Raw genomic sequence first — 17,495 nt, 5'->3', positions numbered from 1 at the left:
TTATGACCGTCTTGAAGAATATTGCTAAAGATAGAATCTTACAAATTACAGTATTAATTACTGTAGTGAGTCTTTTTTTTGCTAGACCACGACTAGCTGATATTAATTTTCATACATTATGGTCAGTGGCGGCAATGCTTACAATTATTCAAATATACGCTTATTTGCACGTACTAGATGTATTGGCATATAAATTAACTAGTATCGCTGATAATACACGTAAATTAAACATGCTATTTACGTTATTAGCAGTTATTTCTGGTATGTTTTTGGGTAATGATATTACTTGTTTAACTTTAATACCGTTATATTTAAATATAGCCAAGAAATATGATTTGCCACAGATTTTACCAGTTACCTTGATTGGTATGGGTGCTAATATTGGAGCTGCTTTTACTCCATGGGGAAATCCACACAATATCTTCTTAGTTAGTCGATATGATGTAAACGCTGTGCAATTTTTTGCATGGTCAATTCCTTATTTAGTAGCGTCTATGATAATTTTAGGGATTATTTTCTTATTTATCCCTAAAGAAAAAATACCTGTTCAGAAAACTGAAAGTATTAAAATTAGCTGGCGTCCAACTCTGATTACTACAGCCGTATTTATCTTTTTCTTCTTTGGTGTTTTCCGAGTTGTTAATATTGTCTGGCCAATGCTTTTAGCAATTGTATTGGCACTTTTGATTAATCCTAGAATAATGCTCAAGATCGACTATGCCCTACTTTTAACTTTCACTGGTTTCTTTATTTTTATCAGTGATATTCAACAAATTCCAGCAATTGTGAATGGAATCCATATGATGGTTGGTTCAGAAATGTCAACATACTTTGCTTCTATTATTACAAGTCAAGTTATGAGTAACGTTCCATCTACTATTTTGGTTGGTAAATTTACTACATACGCTGAAGCACTATTTCTTGGTTCTAACATTGGTGGATTTGGTTCCGCAATCGGTTCAATGGCAAACATGCTAGTTCTTAAGACTTTTAACCAACATGCTAGTGTAGATAAGACTAAGTTCTTTATTGATTGGTCTATTATGCAATTTATCGGATTAATTATCTTGACTGCTGCTGGTTGGATTTTACTATTAATTTAGAAATTTTTAAGCAATAAAAAAAGATGCCTTTAAAGCATCTTTTTTTATTGCTTAAAAATTATCAAATTAGTATAATTTCTATAACAAAATTTATCTATACAGGAGGAAAAATTATGTCACCCTTATTATGGATTATCCTTATTATCGTTGTCTTAATAGTAGCTATCTATATTACTACTTACAACGGACTTCAAAGAGCTAAAGTTTATACAGATGAAAGTTGGAGTCAAATTGACGTTCAATTAAAACGTAGAAATGATTTAATTCCTAATTTAGTTGAAACTGTTAAGGGCTATGCAAAACATGAAAGTGAAACCTTTGAAAAAGTGGTTCAACTTCGTAATCAATTAACACAAGTTCCAAGTGGAGACAGAGAAGAGACACTTAAAGTTTCTAATGAAATAACCGATTCACTTAAAACAATTTTTGCATTATCTGAAAATTACCCAGATCTAAAAGCTAACCAAAACTTCTTAAAACTTCAAGAAGAGTTGACTAATACAGAAAACAAGATTGCTTATGCTCGTCAATTGTACAACTCAAGTGCTGCACAATATGATCAAAAGTTATTAACTTTCCCATCAAATATTGTTGCCAAAATTCACGGCTTCAAGAAGGTTGATTACTTAGAAACTCCTCAACAAGAAAAAGAAGTTCCAACAGTTAAATTTTAATTTATAGGTAAAACAAAATGTTATACCAACAAATTGCACGAAACAAACGCAAGACTGTCATCGTTATGACAGCCTTTGTCATTATTTTAACTTTAGTAGGTGCAGGATTTGGCTACTTATTTAGCAACTCTCCTGGCGTAGGGATTGCCATAGCCTTTTTTGGTAGTTTAATTTACATGTTCATTGTCATGCAAAATCCTGCAAATATGGTTATGAGTCTTAATCACGCTCAAGAGATACATGAATCAGACGATCCAGAGCTTTGGCATATTATAGAGGATATGGCAATGGTCGGACGTGTCCCAATGCCTCGAGTCTTCATTATTCCAGATTCTAGTCCGAATGCCTTTGCCACGGGACGAGACCCGGAACATAGTGCTGTAGCTGTCACACAAGGTTTACGTGATATGATGAATCGTGAAGAGTTAGAAGGGGTTTTAGGGCATGAAATTTCCCATATTCGCAATTATGATATTCGTCTATCAACCATCGCTGTTGTTCTAGTTGGAGTAATATCATTTATTTCTGGAATGGCTAGTCGCTTTATCTGGTGGGGCGGTGGACGCAGTCGAGATGATGATGATCGTGAATCTAATCCAGTTGAGATGATTTTTAAAATTATTGCTATAGTATTTGTATTAATTTTAGGTCCACTTTCAGCAAGTCTTGCACAAATGGCACTTTCACGTAACCGAGAATATTTAGCTGATGCTTCTTCAGTCGAATTAACTCGGAATCCTCAAGGATTAATTTCTGCTCTTCAAAAAATTGAGGGCAGTGCTCCAATGAAGCAAGCAGATAGATCAAGCGCTGGAATGTATATTGAAAATCCATTTAAGCATAGCGGTTCTTTATTTGATACTCACCCACCGACAGAAGACAGAATTGCTAGACTTGAAAAAATGTAAACAAAAAACCATTTCCTAGGAAATGGTTTTTTGTTATCTCAAATGAATACCAGCATCTCTAAATAATTCTTCTCGCATAGCTGCTGGAGTTATTTGGTAATAATCATTGAACTTTTTATAAAAGAATGACTTACTTGAATAACCAACTCTTGAAATAATTTCTTTTAAGGAAATATCAGGTTGTGCAAGCAAAACTTTTGCTTCTTGCATTCGTCTATCATCAACATGATCTACAAAACTCTTCCCTGTTTTTTGTTTAACCATATTAGAAAAGTAATTTGGATTAAAACCGAAATATTTTGCAGTTTTAGATAATGAAATATCCTCAAAATTATTATCAATATAATTATCGAGAGCCTTTTTCTCAAATTTAGTCTTATCAAGACTCGTTGAAGAAACCATACGCTGATTACGAATTGAAATAATCAACATCACAGTTAGTTCAGCACCAATTAAAGCTCTTGTAAATAACTCCTCATTAAGATACCCATCAATAATATGACGCATAATTTGAGATGGACGAGTTAAAGGACTGTTCTTCATCCACAGAACATGTTCTTCACTTAAGCTTCGAGCAATTTTATCAACTATTGCTTCCTCTTCAATACCCTTACAAGCAAAATCGTTAAAAAATTTTCTATATTCAAATCCTGGTTGAAACTTAAATTTTGTAATTAAAGCATCTTTTGACTGATTAAGTACGGAATATTTGCTATTTTCTGTAAGTAATAAAACACTACCAGACTTCAAATTCAGACTTTTTTCACCACTCTTAATCGTTACACTTCCATTAACAACGTAGATAATCGTTGAAACATCCATTCGGTAATGATGAACGTCAGTATCATGATTTTCAAGATAGATGGTAAACAAATCAAAATTTTTATTGCCTGCCTCAAGCTTTACTTCATTACTTCCAGTCTTATCCGCTTTAAGTACACTCATAAGGTACTGATCCAACGCAACAGCTGTCATATGTCCATCCTTTCTATTTCTATTAAATATAACACTATACTTATATTATATATCAAAAGTTGATATTATTTTAGTGTAAGAGCTTACACTGTTGTAAAATAGACATTTTATATGATATTTTCTATAATTGTCTTGAGGGGTGCTATAAAATAGCTGAGAATATACCCATTGAACCTGATACAGATAATGCTGTCGCAGGGAAGATACTATTTTATACGCCGCCTAACTTAGGAGGCTTTTTTTATGAAAAATATCAAAATTAATAATTTGTCTTTTGGCTACGAAAAAGATAAAAATATTCTAAAAAATATTAATTTAAATCTAGAACCTGGAAAATTTTATTTATTATCCGGTCCTACAGGATGCGGTAAAAGTACACTTTTAAAATTGCTTGCAAATCTATATCCAAAACTAGCTGGACAAGTTTCATCAGGAAATATCAATCGAAATCATTCAACTTACGCCATGATGTTCCAAAATCCTAGTCAGCAATTCACCATGGCTACTGCCAGAGATGAAATTATTTTTGCATTAGAAAATTTACAAAAATCACCTCCTGAATATGAACATCGTCTAAAAATTGCCACAAAGTTTGCTCAAATTACACACTTATTAGATCAAGATATCTCTACAATGTCAGGCGGTGAAAAACAGCGCGTAGCTTTAGCAGTCTTAATTGCTATGGATGTTGATTATTTAATTTTAGATGAACCATTTGCAAGTTGTGACCCTGAATCTCGCATCTTTTTAATAAATAAGTTAAACCAACTCAAGAAAAAAGGAAAAACCATTATTTTAAGTGACCATAATTTAAATGATTATCAAAAAATCTGTGATGAAATTTTACAATATCAAAATAATAGTTTTGTCTTCCTTTCAAAATTAGAAAAAGCCAAAATACTTAATCAGGAAAATACTCAATTAAGCCTTAACTTCTCATTACCTTCAAAAAATGACAAGCCAACTTTTGTTTTAAATAAAACTTCCATTAGTCAAAATCGTTTATTACTAAATCAAAAATCTTTAAGCATCCCCCAAGAAAAAATCACCTTAATTACTGGTGCTAATGGAATTGGTAAAAGTTCCTTTTTTAAAGTTTTGACTAAAATGAATCCATATTCTGGTTCAATTAAATATCAAAATAATGAAATTTCTAAATTAAAATCACGTAAATATCTTCTTCACGTTGCACAAGTTTTTCAAAATGCAAGCGATCAATTCTTAAAAGTTACAGTTGAAGATGAAATTAATTTAAGTAAAAAGCTTTGCAAAAACAATTTCTTTTCAGATAAAAAAATCCAGGAAATGCTTAAATTATTACAATTAGATACTCATCTAAATCAAGTTGTCTATTCTTTATCTGGTGGTCAACAAAAAAAGCTACAAATTTTATTAATGCTTCTATCTGGTCATGATGTACTTTTATTTGATGAACCACTTAGTGGCCTTGATAAAAATTCTAGTAAAATTATTTTGCAACTAATCAAAGAAACTCAAAAAGAACTCCATCAGACCATCTTAATTATTAGTCATCAACTTCAAGAAATGGATAAATGGTGTGATTACCACCTTGTATTTGCCAATCGACAATTAACTTATGTGGAGAATTAATATGAATCCTAGCTTAAAATTTATCCTTGCTTTTATTATTTCCCTGGAAATATCACTCAAGGCAAGTTTAACTACTAATCTAATTATTATCGTTGCAATTTTAATTTATTTACTATTAAAAAAAATTAAGCCAAAATACTTGTTAAGTATTTTAGTTGCTCCTTTTATTGCAGCTTTTACGATTTTTGCTACATTATATTGGTTTTCACCTCATCCAGATAAATATTTTGCTTGGGTTTTATCAACGCGTATTTATGTCTATGTTCTAACAATTTCTTGTGTAATGATTGATACTAGTGCTGTGGAATTTGCTAGGTCATTAGAACAGAATTTACATTTACCAAGCAAGTTTGCTTATGGTGTTTTAGCAGCATTAAATATTGTTCCGCAAATGCAACAAGCTGTTAAGAAAATTCGAACCAATGCCATGATGCGCGGACTCTACCTTTCATTTTGGTCACCGCAACTTTACTTTAAGGCAATTATCGTTGCATTAAACTCCGCAGAAAATTTGGCACAAGGTATGCAATCTCACGGCTATCAAGAAGAAGCATTAAGATCAACTATTGTAAAAATACCATTAACCAAAAAAGACTGGATAATTTTTATCACAGTCTTAATTCTAGTTAATATTTTATTATTCTGTACATGTTAGTTTTGGAATTTCTCCAATAACTATTTAACTCTATTCAACCATAGAATTCCTAAACCTAGCAAAACAAATAATTCTGGTAAAATAAAGCTTTCCCAATCAAATGGTTTCTTCCACAAAACAATAAGTGCAATAATACCTATTAATTCCAGCATAATTCCCAGCTCACGTCTATTTTTCTTATTAAAATTACGCGGAATTTTCATAATCAAACTAATAACTAAACTAACAGCCCCGACAAGCACTAATAAGCTTGCGATAAAAGTCAACACTGATGAATTTTGATAATTTTGCCAAATTGGAATGCCGCAAATAAATAAAGCTGCTCCGCAAATCAAAAAATCAATACTCATTGTCCAAAGCGTCAGATCAAATCCTAATTCTCTGGCACAAAAATACGATATTCCAAAGCCGATTATTACATTTAAGATAACGATAATTAGCATTTTTCTAGTCCTCCGTTATCCTCATTGTACAACAAAACCTCCACCCATAATTTGAGTGGAGGTTTTAGTATTAATAATTCAACACAGAAGCTACACCAACTTTAACTATTTCAGCTTTTGAAGCTGGACTAGCTTTTTTGCCTTTTTGCAATTGTTTAACAGTGAAGTGGCCCTTCTTATTTTTCAATTCTTTAGCAGGAATAAAGACCTTGGTAGTCTTAGAACTAGTTTTCTTAGTCAAAACTTTATTTCCTTGGAAATACATTACTAAGTTGTTATTTGGAATTGTGTTGAAAGTATAACTTATGCCCTTCTTAGTTCTACCTGATTTAATAGCAACTGGAGTTTTGGCAGCGTAGTTATTTGATGTAACCTTACTAATTGGCGTTACACGTTTACCTTTGCTGTTTACTGCATATATGGTGAATGGTTTGTAACCCACAAACTTCACATTAGCAGTGAAATGACCATTATTAACTTTAGCGATTTTAACTTTTTTACCGTTATAATTGATAATAACTTTTTCACCTTTGGTAGCTAAACCAGAGAAGTTAAGTTCTTTGCTTTTTGTATCATATTTGATCTTTAATTTTTGAATCTTAGCTTCGTCAACTACTCGATTACTTGTAGCATTCACTGTTTGAGTCGATACACTAGTTGCGCTAATTCCTAATAAGACAGCGCTAGTTAACAAAATAAATGATTTCTTCATTTTATGCCTTCTTTACAGTATCATTTATTCCATTATAATACTTTATTTATGATATGGACTTCCACTATTAATCATGAAAGCTCGATAAATCTGTTCAATTAATACCACACGCATCAATTGATGTGGCATGGTAAGTTTACCAAAACTAATCAAATCATCAGCGCGCTTATTAACCGCCTCACTAGTTCCAAGACTACCTCCAATTACAAAAGTAATATCTGAATGTCCATAAGTTGCCAAATCTTGAATTTCTTTAGCAAATTCCTCGCTTGGTCTTTGCTTACCCTTGATTGCTGTTACATAAACATATTCTTTGTCCTTTATTTTGGACAAAATTCTTTCCCCTTCTATTTTTTTAACTTGTTCATCTTGAGCAGCACTTAATTTTTCAGGAGCTTTCTCATCTGGCACCTGGACGATTTTTACTTTAGCAAAACGGCTGAGTCTTTTTTCATATTCAGCAATCGCATCTTTAAAATATTTTTCTTTTAGTTTTCCAACACATACAATTTTAATATTCATGCTTATAGTATACCACGGCTAACTTTTCCACATTAGTTATGAAACAATATTTCTATATTTAGTGTTTATTTAAATTTAAGTACTATAATTAGTAGTCTATTCTTTATCTATCAGTAAATAATACCAATAGATAGAAAATTATCAGTAAATTTCGAACATTTATTTTAAATGCTATTTAGTTAGTCTTTATAGCCCTTACATATAATTACTATTGAGATAAATTATGAGATTATATTCAATTATTTTTTAAAAAAGCACATATTATTATCCACAATTCACAGAGTTATCCACAGATTTTAGCACAATGTTATAAATATGTATTTATTTTACGAATAATCAGATGTTACACAATATTTTTGTTAAGAAAAAAGAGTCTGCTATTAAAACAGGCTCTTTTTTAGTTGTTAGTCTAGTTAATTTCCTTGAAGTTTAACCTTAATATCTTGATTCTTACCATTTCTGTTAACTGTAACAGTTACAGTATCGCCAACTTTATGAGTATAAAGAATACTGTGAAGTGATGCAACATCGCTGATAGTTTTACCATCGACTTTAGTAATAACATCCTTAGTCTTAAGACCAGCCTTAGCTGCTGAACCATTACTTTCAATTTGAGCAATATAGATACCATTCTTAAGTTTAGAATCAATATCCATTCTAGAACGATATGCTTCTGGTATTCCATCAAGTGCAACAACTCTTACACCAAGCTGTGGACGGGTAATTTTACCCTTCTTAACTAATTGGTTAACAATAGTTACTACTTCATTAGAAGGAATAGCAAATCCCATTCCTTCAACAGAAGTACCATCAGTCGATTGTGATAACTTCATTGAGTTAATTCCAATGACTTGACCTGCTGAGTTAACAAGAGCACCACCTGAATTACCTGGATTAATTGCTGCATCAGTTTGAATAACTGTTTGTTGATTTGAAGAAGTAGTAATAGTTCTACTTGGTGCAGAAATTATACCTTGAGTTACAGTTGAAGCATATTCACTGCCTAGAGGAGAACCTACAGCAATTACACTTTGACCTGCTTGAAGAGTCTTAGAGTCCCCAAATTCAGCTACTTGAGTTACATATTTTGCATCAATTGAAAGAACTGCTAGGTCTGTTGTAGCATCAGTACCAACAATTTTGGCTTTTACAGTTTTACCATTTTCAAGCATAACTTCAACAGCATCACTACCTGAAACTACGTGATTATTAGTTACAATGTAACCTTTACCATTTGACTTCATATAAACAACCCCGGAACCTTCACTATAAGTTTCAAGTTTGTTGCTCTTCTTGCTACCAGAAGAATCATCACTTCCACCAAACAAACTATAAATACTATTTGATGAAGTAGATGATTGACGCTTTTGATTAATTACAGAAACAACTGCACCCTTTACTCTGTCATAAGCACTTGTCATAGTTCCACTAGTTTTAGCGCTTGATTTAGATAATTTGGAGCTTGTAGAAGAGATGCTAGTTTGAGCTTCATTATTTGAGTTTTGATTCATATGGTCGAGCACAGCATATGATGCTCCACCACCAATAAGACCTGCAACTACACCTACAATTGCAGTCTTTACTAAAATATTATTATTTTTCTTTTTTTCACTAACTCGTTTTTGTCTATTTGGATCTTGATTTTCCATAAAACTATCCTCCTGATTAACAATAATCATACTAGCTAAATTTGAAATTTATATGAATAAAGTTTGCAAAAATACTAAATTTTAACTAGCTCCGTAGGAATCTCTGGATCAGTATCCAGAATTTTTACATCGTTATCTAAATTAGCATCTCCATCTACTAACATTTCCATTGCCGTCTCATGAGCCAAATATTCTGTATTGTTATGACTACTTCGATGTGCCAAAAAAATATGTTTAGTTTTTGGACAAACAATATCAAGTAAAGCTTGTGCCGCATCTTCGTTGGATAAGTGACCAACATCTGATAAAATACGTTGCTTTAAAGACCAAGAATATGGTCCTTCTCTTAACATCATAGTATCATAATTGAACTCCATCATGTAGGCATCCGCCTCCTTAATTACTCCTTCAACATCTTGAGAAACATATCCCGTATCAGTCAAAAAAGCAATTCGTTTACCTTCACTTTCAAATACATAATATTGCGGATCAGCAGCATCATGACTTGTAGCAAACGCTGTCACATCCAAATCTCCAAACGTTTTAGTTTGTCCTGGCTCAATTATGTTCATCTGCTCTACAGGAAGTTTACCTATTTTTTTACTTTCTAATAAATAATTCCAAGTTCCACTATTAGCAAAAGCATTTACTTGTGGATATCTACGCATTAATACTCCTAAACCACCACTATGGTCAGTATGATCATGACTTAAAAATGCCATATCAATATCTTTAATATCTACTCCTACTTCAGCTAAAAGTTCACGTGTTTTTTTACCAGATAAACCCGCATCCATTAATATTTTATGTTGCTTAGTAATAATCAAACTAGTATTACCAGTAGATCCACTTGCTAAAACTGAAACTTGCACTTAGTATTTTCCTTTCCAAATTAATTTTTTTCAACATTATACGAAGTGTTATTTTGCAGCATTTGTGCAGTATAAGCATTAACACGTTTCATTGTAATATTTTTAGTTGTTTTATTCTCCACCCACACAAGCCAAGTTGGCAAGAAAATAATGCTTCCTTTAACATCAGTCAATTTAGAATACCCCAACTTAACCTTTATCACTTTAGAGTTATTAACAATTTCACGATCAGTATACATTGCTCTAACTGCATGCCATGGACTAATCGTTGACTGCAATTCTCTAACTGAACTAATTGGTCCCAAATATGACATGGTATAATTAGTGATTTGTCCATCTTGAACAGTAATTGTCAATTGAGCATCATTATCATAAATTTGCCCATAATCTGAATTTTGTACAAAAGTATAATTATTTTCCCCAGACATATCAGGTTCATATCTAAACTGTTTACCATATGGAACATTTTTGGGATTATTTTTAAATTTTTCCAATTGTTTTAAAATTTCTTCGTGCTTACCTTTAATATCAACTTCTTGTTTAGGTGTAGCATATAAATTATTATCACTTTTTGAATAATGTGCATCCATATTAGTTAAAGAACTAACTTTACCTGATAAATAGTTGCGATTTTTCGCTGCTAAATAATATCCCGAAGCTTGTTTATCAGATAATTTTTCTGGTAAATCTATTCCATCTGCTCGCATTTCTGAACGAATATTGGTTGTTGAAGTATTATTTGCCCCGGCTGTACTCAGATTAACTGGTGAGCGCAAAATCTCAACCCCTAAATAAATATCTATTAAGGCAAAGACAATTAAAAACAACCATTCAATTCTTTTATGATCCATTTTTACTTCACCTCATCTGTAGAAACTTCTTCAGTCTTCTGAAATACACTTATATCCTGCTTAAGCCAGTCAGCTTCACTCTTCCATTCACCAAATGCCTTAATGTAATAAGTAGGTACTAAATTTACCAAATTATCATGACTTTGATCACTCTCAACTTTAAAACCTACCATAATTCGTTCAATTTCAGATTGATGTAAACCATGCTTAGAAAGCGTAGAAATCATATCATAAGTTGATTCTAAAGTTTGTGTTTGCCCATCAAATGGAATTGGAATTTGAAAATTTGTACTGTTAAACGCGACTGTTACAGAATCTGATGAAAACTTAGTATCAACTTGTAAATCATGATCATTCAAAAATACTGGTATTCCTTCAATATAGTTGGTATAACGAACACTATTCTTGTCAGCATCAAAAAAGCGCAAATCTTGTTCAGTTAATCCTAACCTATGTACATAATATATACTGTCAAATAAACGATTAGTTGCAGTTGGCACTTTAGCTTTTTCATAATGAGTATATAAATAATCATGATGATTATTTTCGCCAGATTGGGGCACTCTTAATCTAGTATAGTAGTTATAGGAATATGTCGTATGTCCATTTTTATTAGTACGACTAGTTACTCCAGATGTTCCTAAAAGGCGAGATACAAAATATGAATCTGATTGAGTTGATGTAAGATAACTATAAACATTCCAGTTTTCAGATTTTGAATAAAACGCTGAATACCCAGATTTTAATCTTACAAAATTAACTGCTTCTTTATTTTTAGCAATTTTTACGTAATGACGTAAAGTATCAAAATTCGCTTTTTTCAAGTTTATTCGATATAAAGAAGTGTTTTGATCATTACCAAGGTAGAGCCATTTGTTAGTTTTCGGAATAAAAATTCTATTAAACTCACGATCTCCTTTTTGCATCTTAGTTTTAGTAAAAAGACCAAAGGTAATTTCATCGGGATAAGACAATTGAATAAAATCTGGATTATTTAAGATATTTTCATATTTTTCTCGAGCAGAGCTAACCTTTTTTATTCCATTTTCTGCTTTAACATTTTGCAATTCTTTAGAAAATTCAAATGGCAAATTATTTTTTGAATCATATAAACGATATAATTTTCCATCAACAAAGCCATAAGCATTAGTAGGAATATACAAATCATACAAAGACTTACTATTACGCGTTCTAGATTGTTGGCGCGTTAATTGCGACTGATTAATATGACTAAAGCGCTGATCACTAGTCATAATAAAAATCCAAAGAATAATCGAGAGAATGATAACGAATACTGTAGCAATTTCTAAAAATAAATCACTAAACTTAAATTTAAACTTCATCCCAATCATCCTCCTCACTCATTGGTTCATATGGAAGCGAAATGTAAAAAGTTGAACCGCGTCCCTCACTACTATCCGCCCAAATTCTACCATGGTGGGCTTCAATAATTTCTTTAGCAATTGCCAATCCTAATCCTGTTCCTCCTTGAGCACGTGAACGAGCCTTATCTACTCTATAAAAGCGATCAAAAATTTTACCCAAATCTTTACGAGGGATTCCTAATCCTTGATCAGAAATACTTAAAATAACCCTACCTTGGCTTTCATTAAGTCTAACGGTTATTACACCACCATCTGGGGAATACTTAATAGCATTATTCATAATGTTATCAATAACTTGCATCATTTTGTCTGTATCAATTTCAACCCAAATAGCCTGTTTGCCTAATTCTCGCTTAATTGTGTATTTTTTCTTATCACTTTTATTTTTATCATTTTTTACAATCATATCAAAACGATTTAAGATATGAGCCACAAAATCATTTAAGTTAACTAATTCTAATTCCATCTTAGAAGTTCCACGATCCATTCTAGAAAGACTAAGTAAATCATTAATCATTCTAATCATACGATCAGTTTCTTCTTGAGTTACTTTTAAAAATTTAGGTGCAATTTCAGGATCTTTCCACGCACCTTGATTTAATGTGTCAATGTAAGCACTCAAACTAGTTAACGGAGTTCTTAATTCATGCGAAACATTAGAAACAAATTGTCTTTGCATGTTTTCGTTTTTCTGTTGTTCAGTTACATCATGGAGTACACAAACACTACCAGAAACAAAACCTGTTACACGCTTAATTAATGAAAAGCTAGCATGTAAAATCATTTCATCTCTAGTGCCTTGATTAACTGTAACAACAATTTCTTTTTGATTAGAAATTATTTCCTGTGAAGACTCATTTAATCCCAAAACTTCTGAAATTGGTTTATTAACAATAGCTTTCTCAGTAGTATTTAAAAAGTTCAAAGCCATTTGGTTAACAATCGTGATATTACCATGTCTATCAGTAGCAATTACTCCATCGCTCATATGTGACAAAACACTATCTAATCGGCGTCTTTCACTATCTGATTCTTCCTGAGAACGTTCTATTCTTACCGATAAAGTATTGAATGCTTTTCCTAATTGACCTAACTCATCATTTGAATAAATTTTTACTTGGCTTGAATAATCCCCATCTGCAATATTTAATGCTTGATCTTGCATTTCTTCAATTGGTCTTGTTATTGCTCGAGAAATAACTAAAGATAAGATTGCACCAAGAATTGCTGCAATTAATGATGTAACTAAAAACATCATAGAAGTATTTCTTAAAGTTTGAAATACATTTTGCATACTTGCCTTTACATAAACAGCTCCTATAATATTAGTAGCACCTGTTCCACTTGTTAAAGGCGTAATTTGAATCATATAATTACCATTATCATCAATTATTTTAGTAAGCGGACGTCCTGTAGAAGTAACTTGTTTTACATTATTGTTATTAACACGCTGTCCAATTCTACTACGATCATTAAAGCTAGAGACAGCACGAATAATATCCTTATTATCAACTACAATGATTTCACTAATTGAATCATTGCTATAATCATTAATAATTCGACTTAACTTATCATTTGTTCCCTTATTATCTTTAGTTAATTGGTTTGCTAATTGGCTTGTAACCACATTTTGAAGTTGAATTGATGATTGAAAGTTTTCAATACTACTTTGTTCAAGCTGACGTGTAAAATACGCCCCAATCACTTCAATTGTTGCAAGCAACATTAACATAAATACTACAGCTAACTTTGTATTAATTGAATTAAAGGTCTTTTTTATTTTATTTACTATTTCTTTCATTTTTATTTTTACCCAAAAACGCAAAAAAGAAAGCCACAGAAATTAAAACTGTGGCTTTCTTAATTATTCTTCGGTTGGTTGCTTTACATAATAGCCTACGCCACGACGAGTTACCAAAATTTGCGGTTGAATTGGATTATCTTCAATCTTTTCTCTAAGTCGGTGTACTGTGACATCTACTGTACGAACATCACCAAAATAATCATATCCCCATACTGTTTGTAATAAGTGTTCACGAGTCATAACTTGACCCATATGTTGAGCTAAATAGTAGAGAAGTTCAAATTCACGGTGAGTAAGTTCAATTTTTTTACCATTTTTTTCAACAATATAAGCATCTGGCATAATAACCAAATTGCCAATAGTAATATTTTTATCAGTTTCTTTTTGACTTGCAGCTTCTGCTTTTTTAACAATGTCACGACGACGCAAGTTTGCTTTTACACGAGCTACTAATTCACGATTAGAAAACGGCTTAGTTACATAGTCATCAGCCCCCATTTCAAGACCTAAGACTTTATCAATTTCAGTATCTTTTGCAGTTACCATAATAATAGGCATATCATGAGTTTGTCGTACTTCACGAGCAACTTCCAAGCCATCTTTTTTAGGTAACATCAAATCCAAAATCATTAAATCTGGATCATATTCGTCAACTTTTTGTACAGCCTCTTCACCATCATAGGCTGTGTCGACATCGAAGCCTTCCTTAGTCAAATTAAATTTAATTATATCGGAAATCGGCTTCTCATCATCGACGACAAGAATCTTCTTTGGCATGTCGATGCCTCCTTTGCCCTTTTATTATACTGGTTTTTACTCAATTTAACAAAAAAATCAAAAAAATTATAAAAAAAGACTTGCATTTTATTTCATTTCATTGCATAATAATATCTGTCAGCTGGTGAGCTGATAAAAATATGGGTGGCTAGCTCAGCTGGCAGAGCAACGGACTCTTAATCCGTGGGTCCAGGGTTCGATCCCCTGGCCACCCATCACGAAGGCACTACTGAGGTAGTGCTTTTTTGTATCTTTTCAATCTTTTAACCAGGTATATTTGCTATTTTCCTGCTAAAATAAAGATAATAGATAAACTTAATTTTTAGGAGGTAAAATTATGAACAACGAAAATGTATTCTTTAATCCCGGTGACGCAATTGCATCTTCACATGATTATAAAGAAGCTCGTAGGAGCGCTCAAATCATCAAAGCTGATAGACCAACAGCTGGTCAAATTGTTATCGCACAAAACTCCAAAAATGGTACATATGCAATTTACTTTGCAGATAAAACTAGAGATGAAGCTCATGGCGAACCTTATAAGATAAAGGATAAGCTCTAATCATTAAGTCGCAATTGCGACTTTTTTATTTTTTTGAAGTTTTTTTAAAAAAAGTCTTGTCAAAAGTCAAAATTCTTGATAATATTATTAACTGTCAGCGGTACAAAAGCTGATGAAAATATGGGTGGCTAGCTCAGCTGGCAGAGCAACGGACTCTTAATCCGTGGGTCCAGGGTTCGATCCCCTGGCCACCCACTAATATAAAAATGGCACTGCAAGGAGTCGGTGCTTTTTTTATCTCTTTTCAAAAGAGCAAGGCAAATTTTTGTCTTGCTCTTTTTTGTATTCCTGTATAATCTTGTTAATTCAGAATTATTTTTCATATCAAAAATCATGATAAAATAATACATAACTATTTTATTAAAGGAGAAAAAATGAAAACTTACTACTACACTCACCTAACTGATGACCTAGTTGATTCTCATAATCAAAGTTTTAGTTTACCAGATAACTACACAATTCTCCCTTCTAAACCTTTACAAAAAATTTGGAATATTATCGCTCGTACTTTAGCATTTGCATTTGGTTGGATATATTCTAGGTTATTTCTGCATGTGCATATTGTAGGAAAGAATAAACTTAAAACCGTCCAAAATACAGGTTATTTTGTCTATGGTAATCATACTCAACCAATGGGAGATGTGTTTAATCCCTTAACTATTTTTTCTCCTTATCGTTTTTATGCAATTGCAGGTCAAGCTAACTGGGGCATCCCCGTTATAGGAAAACTATTAGTTCGTTATGGGGGACTTCCCGTTGGACGAGATATTAAGCAATCCATCAAATTAATTAAATCAATTAAGAAAGTTATATCTAATAAAGGCATCATTGCCATTTATCCAGAAGCTCATGTGTGGCCATATTATACTAAGATTAGACCATTTGATGCTACAAGTTTTCATTTTCCCATTAAACTAAATACGCCCTGCTTTGTAATGACCACCACTTATCACAAGCCTCATTTTGGTAAACATCCAAAAATTATTACTTATATCGACGGTCCCTTTTATCCAGACCAAGCCCTTTCAAGCAAAAAAGCGCAAGAAAAGCTTTACAATGAAGTTAGAAATACAATGCAACTTCGTAGTAAAACTAGTAACTATAATTATTGCCATTATATCCAAAAAAATAAGGAGGTCCAAAAATGAATATTTTATTTTGTGGAGATTCTAATGCCGAAGACGGCGTATTAATTTCAACATTATCATTATTAAAAAACGTTGATGAAGTCCATATTTACATTCTTACCATGTACACTCAAAGCGAAAAAAAGAACTATCATCCATTTTCTAAAACAGCTGCAGATTACATTCGTACTCTGGTTATTAATCAAAATCCAAAAAATTCAGTTGATTTGATTGATTGCAGTAGTCTTTTTATCAAACAACCTCCTACAGCGAATATGAATACAAGATTTACTCCTTATGCTATGCTTCGACTATTTGCTGATGAATTACCACAAATTCCTGATCGTATTCTTTATCTTGATGATGATATTATCGTTAGAAAAAATCTAACAGATTTTTATGAACAAGACCTTACAAATATTGAAATGGTTGGAGTTTTGGATTACTGGGGAAAGTTCTTTTTCCATAATATTCATAATAAGAAGGTGTTTGACTATTTAAATTCTGGCGTATTACTTCTTAATATGAAAGAAATTAAAAAGACTGGACTCTTTTCAAAAGTTCGTCACATGATGCAAGTTAAGAGAATGTTTTTACCAGATCAATCTGCTCTTAATAAACTTGCTACTAAGAAAAAGATTGCTCCTCGACGCTTTAATGAACAATATCGCTTGCAAAATGACACAGTTATTCAGCACTTTACGACAAGTTTTCGTTTTAAACCATATCTTCACACTCAAACTGTTAAACCCTGGGATGTGGATAGAGTCCATAGCGTATTAAATTTACATGAATATGATGATATACTTAACGAATACCTTAAAATAAGAGATAATTTAAGAAAGAAGAATTAGTTTTTTTAAAA

General features: G+C 32.1%; 18 protein-coding genes, 2 tRNA genes and 1 riboswitch. Of the genes, 10 read left to right on the top strand and 10 right to left on the bottom strand.

Annotation, left to right across the window (positions count from 1 at the left end; translation table 11 throughout):
* The first annotated feature begins 2 nt into the window (after positions 1 to 2).
* From ACTHPI_RS08980 to htpX, 3 genes are all read left to right on the top strand, one after another.
* Positions 3 to 1,103 carry an SLC13 family permease gene (locus tag ACTHPI_RS08980; RefSeq protein WP_445353796.1) on the top strand — a complete coding sequence of 367 codons (1,101 nt, stop codon included), beginning with the start codon at positions 3 to 5 and terminating at the stop codon, positions 1,101 to 1,103.
* 113 nt (positions 1,104 to 1,216) lie between these two features.
* Positions 1,217 to 1,777 (top strand): LemA family protein, encoded by a 561-nt coding sequence (locus ACTHPI_RS08975; protein ID WP_445353795.1) that lies wholly within the window; start codon positions 1,217 to 1,219, stop codon positions 1,775 to 1,777.
* Between the two features lie 17 nt (positions 1,778 to 1,794).
* Positions 1,795 to 2,685: a zinc metalloprotease HtpX gene (htpX, locus tag ACTHPI_RS08970; RefSeq protein ID WP_445353794.1), complete on the top strand. Its 891-nt coding sequence runs from the start codon at positions 1,795 to 1,797 to the stop codon at positions 2,683 to 2,685.
* 33 nt (positions 2,686 to 2,718) lie between these two features.
* Here htpX and ACTHPI_RS08965 read toward each other — a convergent pair whose 3' ends face one another.
* The gene (locus ACTHPI_RS08965) at positions 2,719 to 3,660 is read right to left on the bottom strand and encodes a helix-turn-helix transcriptional regulator (RefSeq protein ID WP_445353793.1); all 942 of its coding nucleotides are present in this window, start codon (positions 3,658 to 3,660) and stop codon (positions 2,719 to 2,721) included.
* Between the two features lie 123 nt (positions 3,661 to 3,783).
* A riboswitch (TPP riboswitch) is annotated at positions 3,784 to 3,878 on the top strand.
* Positions 3,879 to 3,903: 25 nt separating this feature from the next.
* On the opposite strand from ACTHPI_RS08965, the gene ACTHPI_RS08960 reads away from it, so the two are divergent.
* Both ACTHPI_RS08960 and ACTHPI_RS08955 read left to right on the top strand, forming a co-directional pair.
* Positions 3,904 to 5,271 (top strand): ATP-binding cassette domain-containing protein, encoded by a 1,368-nt coding sequence (locus ACTHPI_RS08960; protein WP_445353792.1) that lies wholly within the window; start codon positions 3,904 to 3,906, stop codon positions 5,269 to 5,271.
* A gap of 1 nt (position 5,272) precedes the next feature.
* Positions 5,273 to 5,926, top strand: coding sequence for an energy-coupling factor transporter transmembrane component T family protein (locus ACTHPI_RS08955; protein WP_445353791.1), 654 nt, complete (start codon positions 5,273 to 5,275; stop codon positions 5,924 to 5,926).
* Positions 5,927 to 5,946: 20 nt separating this feature from the next.
* Here ACTHPI_RS08955 and ACTHPI_RS08950 read toward each other — a convergent pair whose 3' ends face one another.
* The 9 genes from ACTHPI_RS08950 to yycF all read right to left on the bottom strand — a co-directional run bounded on the left by ACTHPI_RS08950 (position 5,947) and on the right by yycF (position 14,941).
* Entirely contained in the window at positions 5,947 to 6,369 is a 423-nt protein-coding gene (locus tag ACTHPI_RS08950; protein WP_445353790.1) for a hypothetical protein, read from the bottom strand.
* Between the two features lie 70 nt (positions 6,370 to 6,439).
* Positions 6,440 to 7,081: a hypothetical protein gene (locus ACTHPI_RS08945; protein WP_445353789.1), complete on the bottom strand. Its 642-nt coding sequence runs from the start codon at positions 7,079 to 7,081 to the stop codon at positions 6,440 to 6,442.
* Between the two features lie 42 nt (positions 7,082 to 7,123).
* The gene (gene rlmH / locus ACTHPI_RS08940; protein ID WP_144354570.1) at positions 7,124 to 7,603 is read right to left on the bottom strand and encodes a 23S rRNA (pseudouridine(1915)-N(3))-methyltransferase RlmH; all 480 of its coding nucleotides are present in this window, start codon (positions 7,601 to 7,603) and stop codon (positions 7,124 to 7,126) included.
* Between the two features lie 413 nt (positions 7,604 to 8,016).
* Positions 8,017 to 9,252: a S1C family serine protease gene (locus tag ACTHPI_RS08935; RefSeq protein WP_445353788.1), complete on the bottom strand. Its 1,236-nt coding sequence runs from the start codon at positions 9,250 to 9,252 to the stop codon at positions 8,017 to 8,019.
* Between the two features lie 74 nt (positions 9,253 to 9,326).
* On the bottom strand, positions 9,327 to 10,124 hold the full coding sequence (locus ACTHPI_RS08930) for an MBL fold metallo-hydrolase (protein WP_445353787.1): 798 nt from the start codon (positions 10,122 to 10,124) through the stop codon (positions 9,327 to 9,329).
* Positions 10,125 to 10,144: 20 nt separating this feature from the next.
* Positions 10,145 to 10,975 carry a two-component system regulatory protein YycI gene (locus ACTHPI_RS08925; RefSeq protein ID WP_445353786.1) on the bottom strand — a complete coding sequence of 277 codons (831 nt, stop codon included), beginning with the start codon at positions 10,973 to 10,975 and terminating at the stop codon, positions 10,145 to 10,147.
* A 2-nt stretch (positions 10,976 to 10,977) separates the two neighbouring features.
* Positions 10,978 to 12,318 carry a YycH family regulatory protein gene (locus ACTHPI_RS08920; protein WP_445353785.1) on the bottom strand — a complete coding sequence of 447 codons (1,341 nt, stop codon included), beginning with the start codon at positions 12,316 to 12,318 and terminating at the stop codon, positions 10,978 to 10,980.
* Positions 12,308 to 14,161: a cell wall metabolism sensor histidine kinase WalK gene (gene walK / locus ACTHPI_RS08915; RefSeq protein WP_445353784.1), complete on the bottom strand. Its 1,854-nt coding sequence runs from the start codon at positions 14,159 to 14,161 to the stop codon at positions 12,308 to 12,310. The genes ACTHPI_RS08920 and walK overlap by 11 nt, the downstream gene beginning before the upstream one ends.
* A gap of 63 nt (positions 14,162 to 14,224) precedes the next feature.
* Positions 14,225 to 14,941 (bottom strand): response regulator YycF, encoded by a 717-nt coding sequence (yycF, locus tag ACTHPI_RS08910; protein ID WP_445353783.1) that lies wholly within the window; start codon positions 14,939 to 14,941, stop codon positions 14,225 to 14,227.
* A gap of 142 nt (positions 14,942 to 15,083) precedes the next feature.
* Between yycF and ACTHPI_RS08905 the strand changes: the two genes are divergently transcribed.
* The 5 genes from ACTHPI_RS08905 (at position 15,084) to ACTHPI_RS08885 (ending at position 17,484) form a co-directional block, all read left to right on the top strand.
* Positions 15,084 to 15,156 (top strand) — tRNA-Lys (locus ACTHPI_RS08905).
* Positions 15,157 to 15,278: 122 nt separating this feature from the next.
* Entirely contained in the window at positions 15,279 to 15,503 is a 225-nt protein-coding gene (locus ACTHPI_RS08900) for a hypothetical protein (RefSeq protein WP_445353782.1), read from the top strand.
* Positions 15,504 to 15,625: 122 nt separating this feature from the next.
* Positions 15,626 to 15,698 (top strand) — tRNA-Lys (locus tag ACTHPI_RS08895).
* Between the two features lie 179 nt (positions 15,699 to 15,877).
* Entirely contained in the window at positions 15,878 to 16,651 is a 774-nt protein-coding gene (locus ACTHPI_RS08890) for a lysophospholipid acyltransferase family protein (protein WP_445353781.1), read from the top strand.
* Complete coding sequence (locus ACTHPI_RS08885; protein WP_445353780.1) at positions 16,648 to 17,484, top strand: glycosyltransferase; 837 nt, start codon at positions 16,648 to 16,650, stop codon at positions 17,482 to 17,484. Before ACTHPI_RS08890 ends, ACTHPI_RS08885 begins: the two co-directional genes overlap by 4 nt.
* Positions 17,485 to 17,495 lie beyond the last annotated feature (11 nt).

The organism is Lactobacillus sp. PSON, from assembly GCF_052615405.1.
The sequence above is the reverse complement of the archived record's forward strand: the minus strand, read 5'-3'. Positions and strand labels throughout refer to the sequence as shown.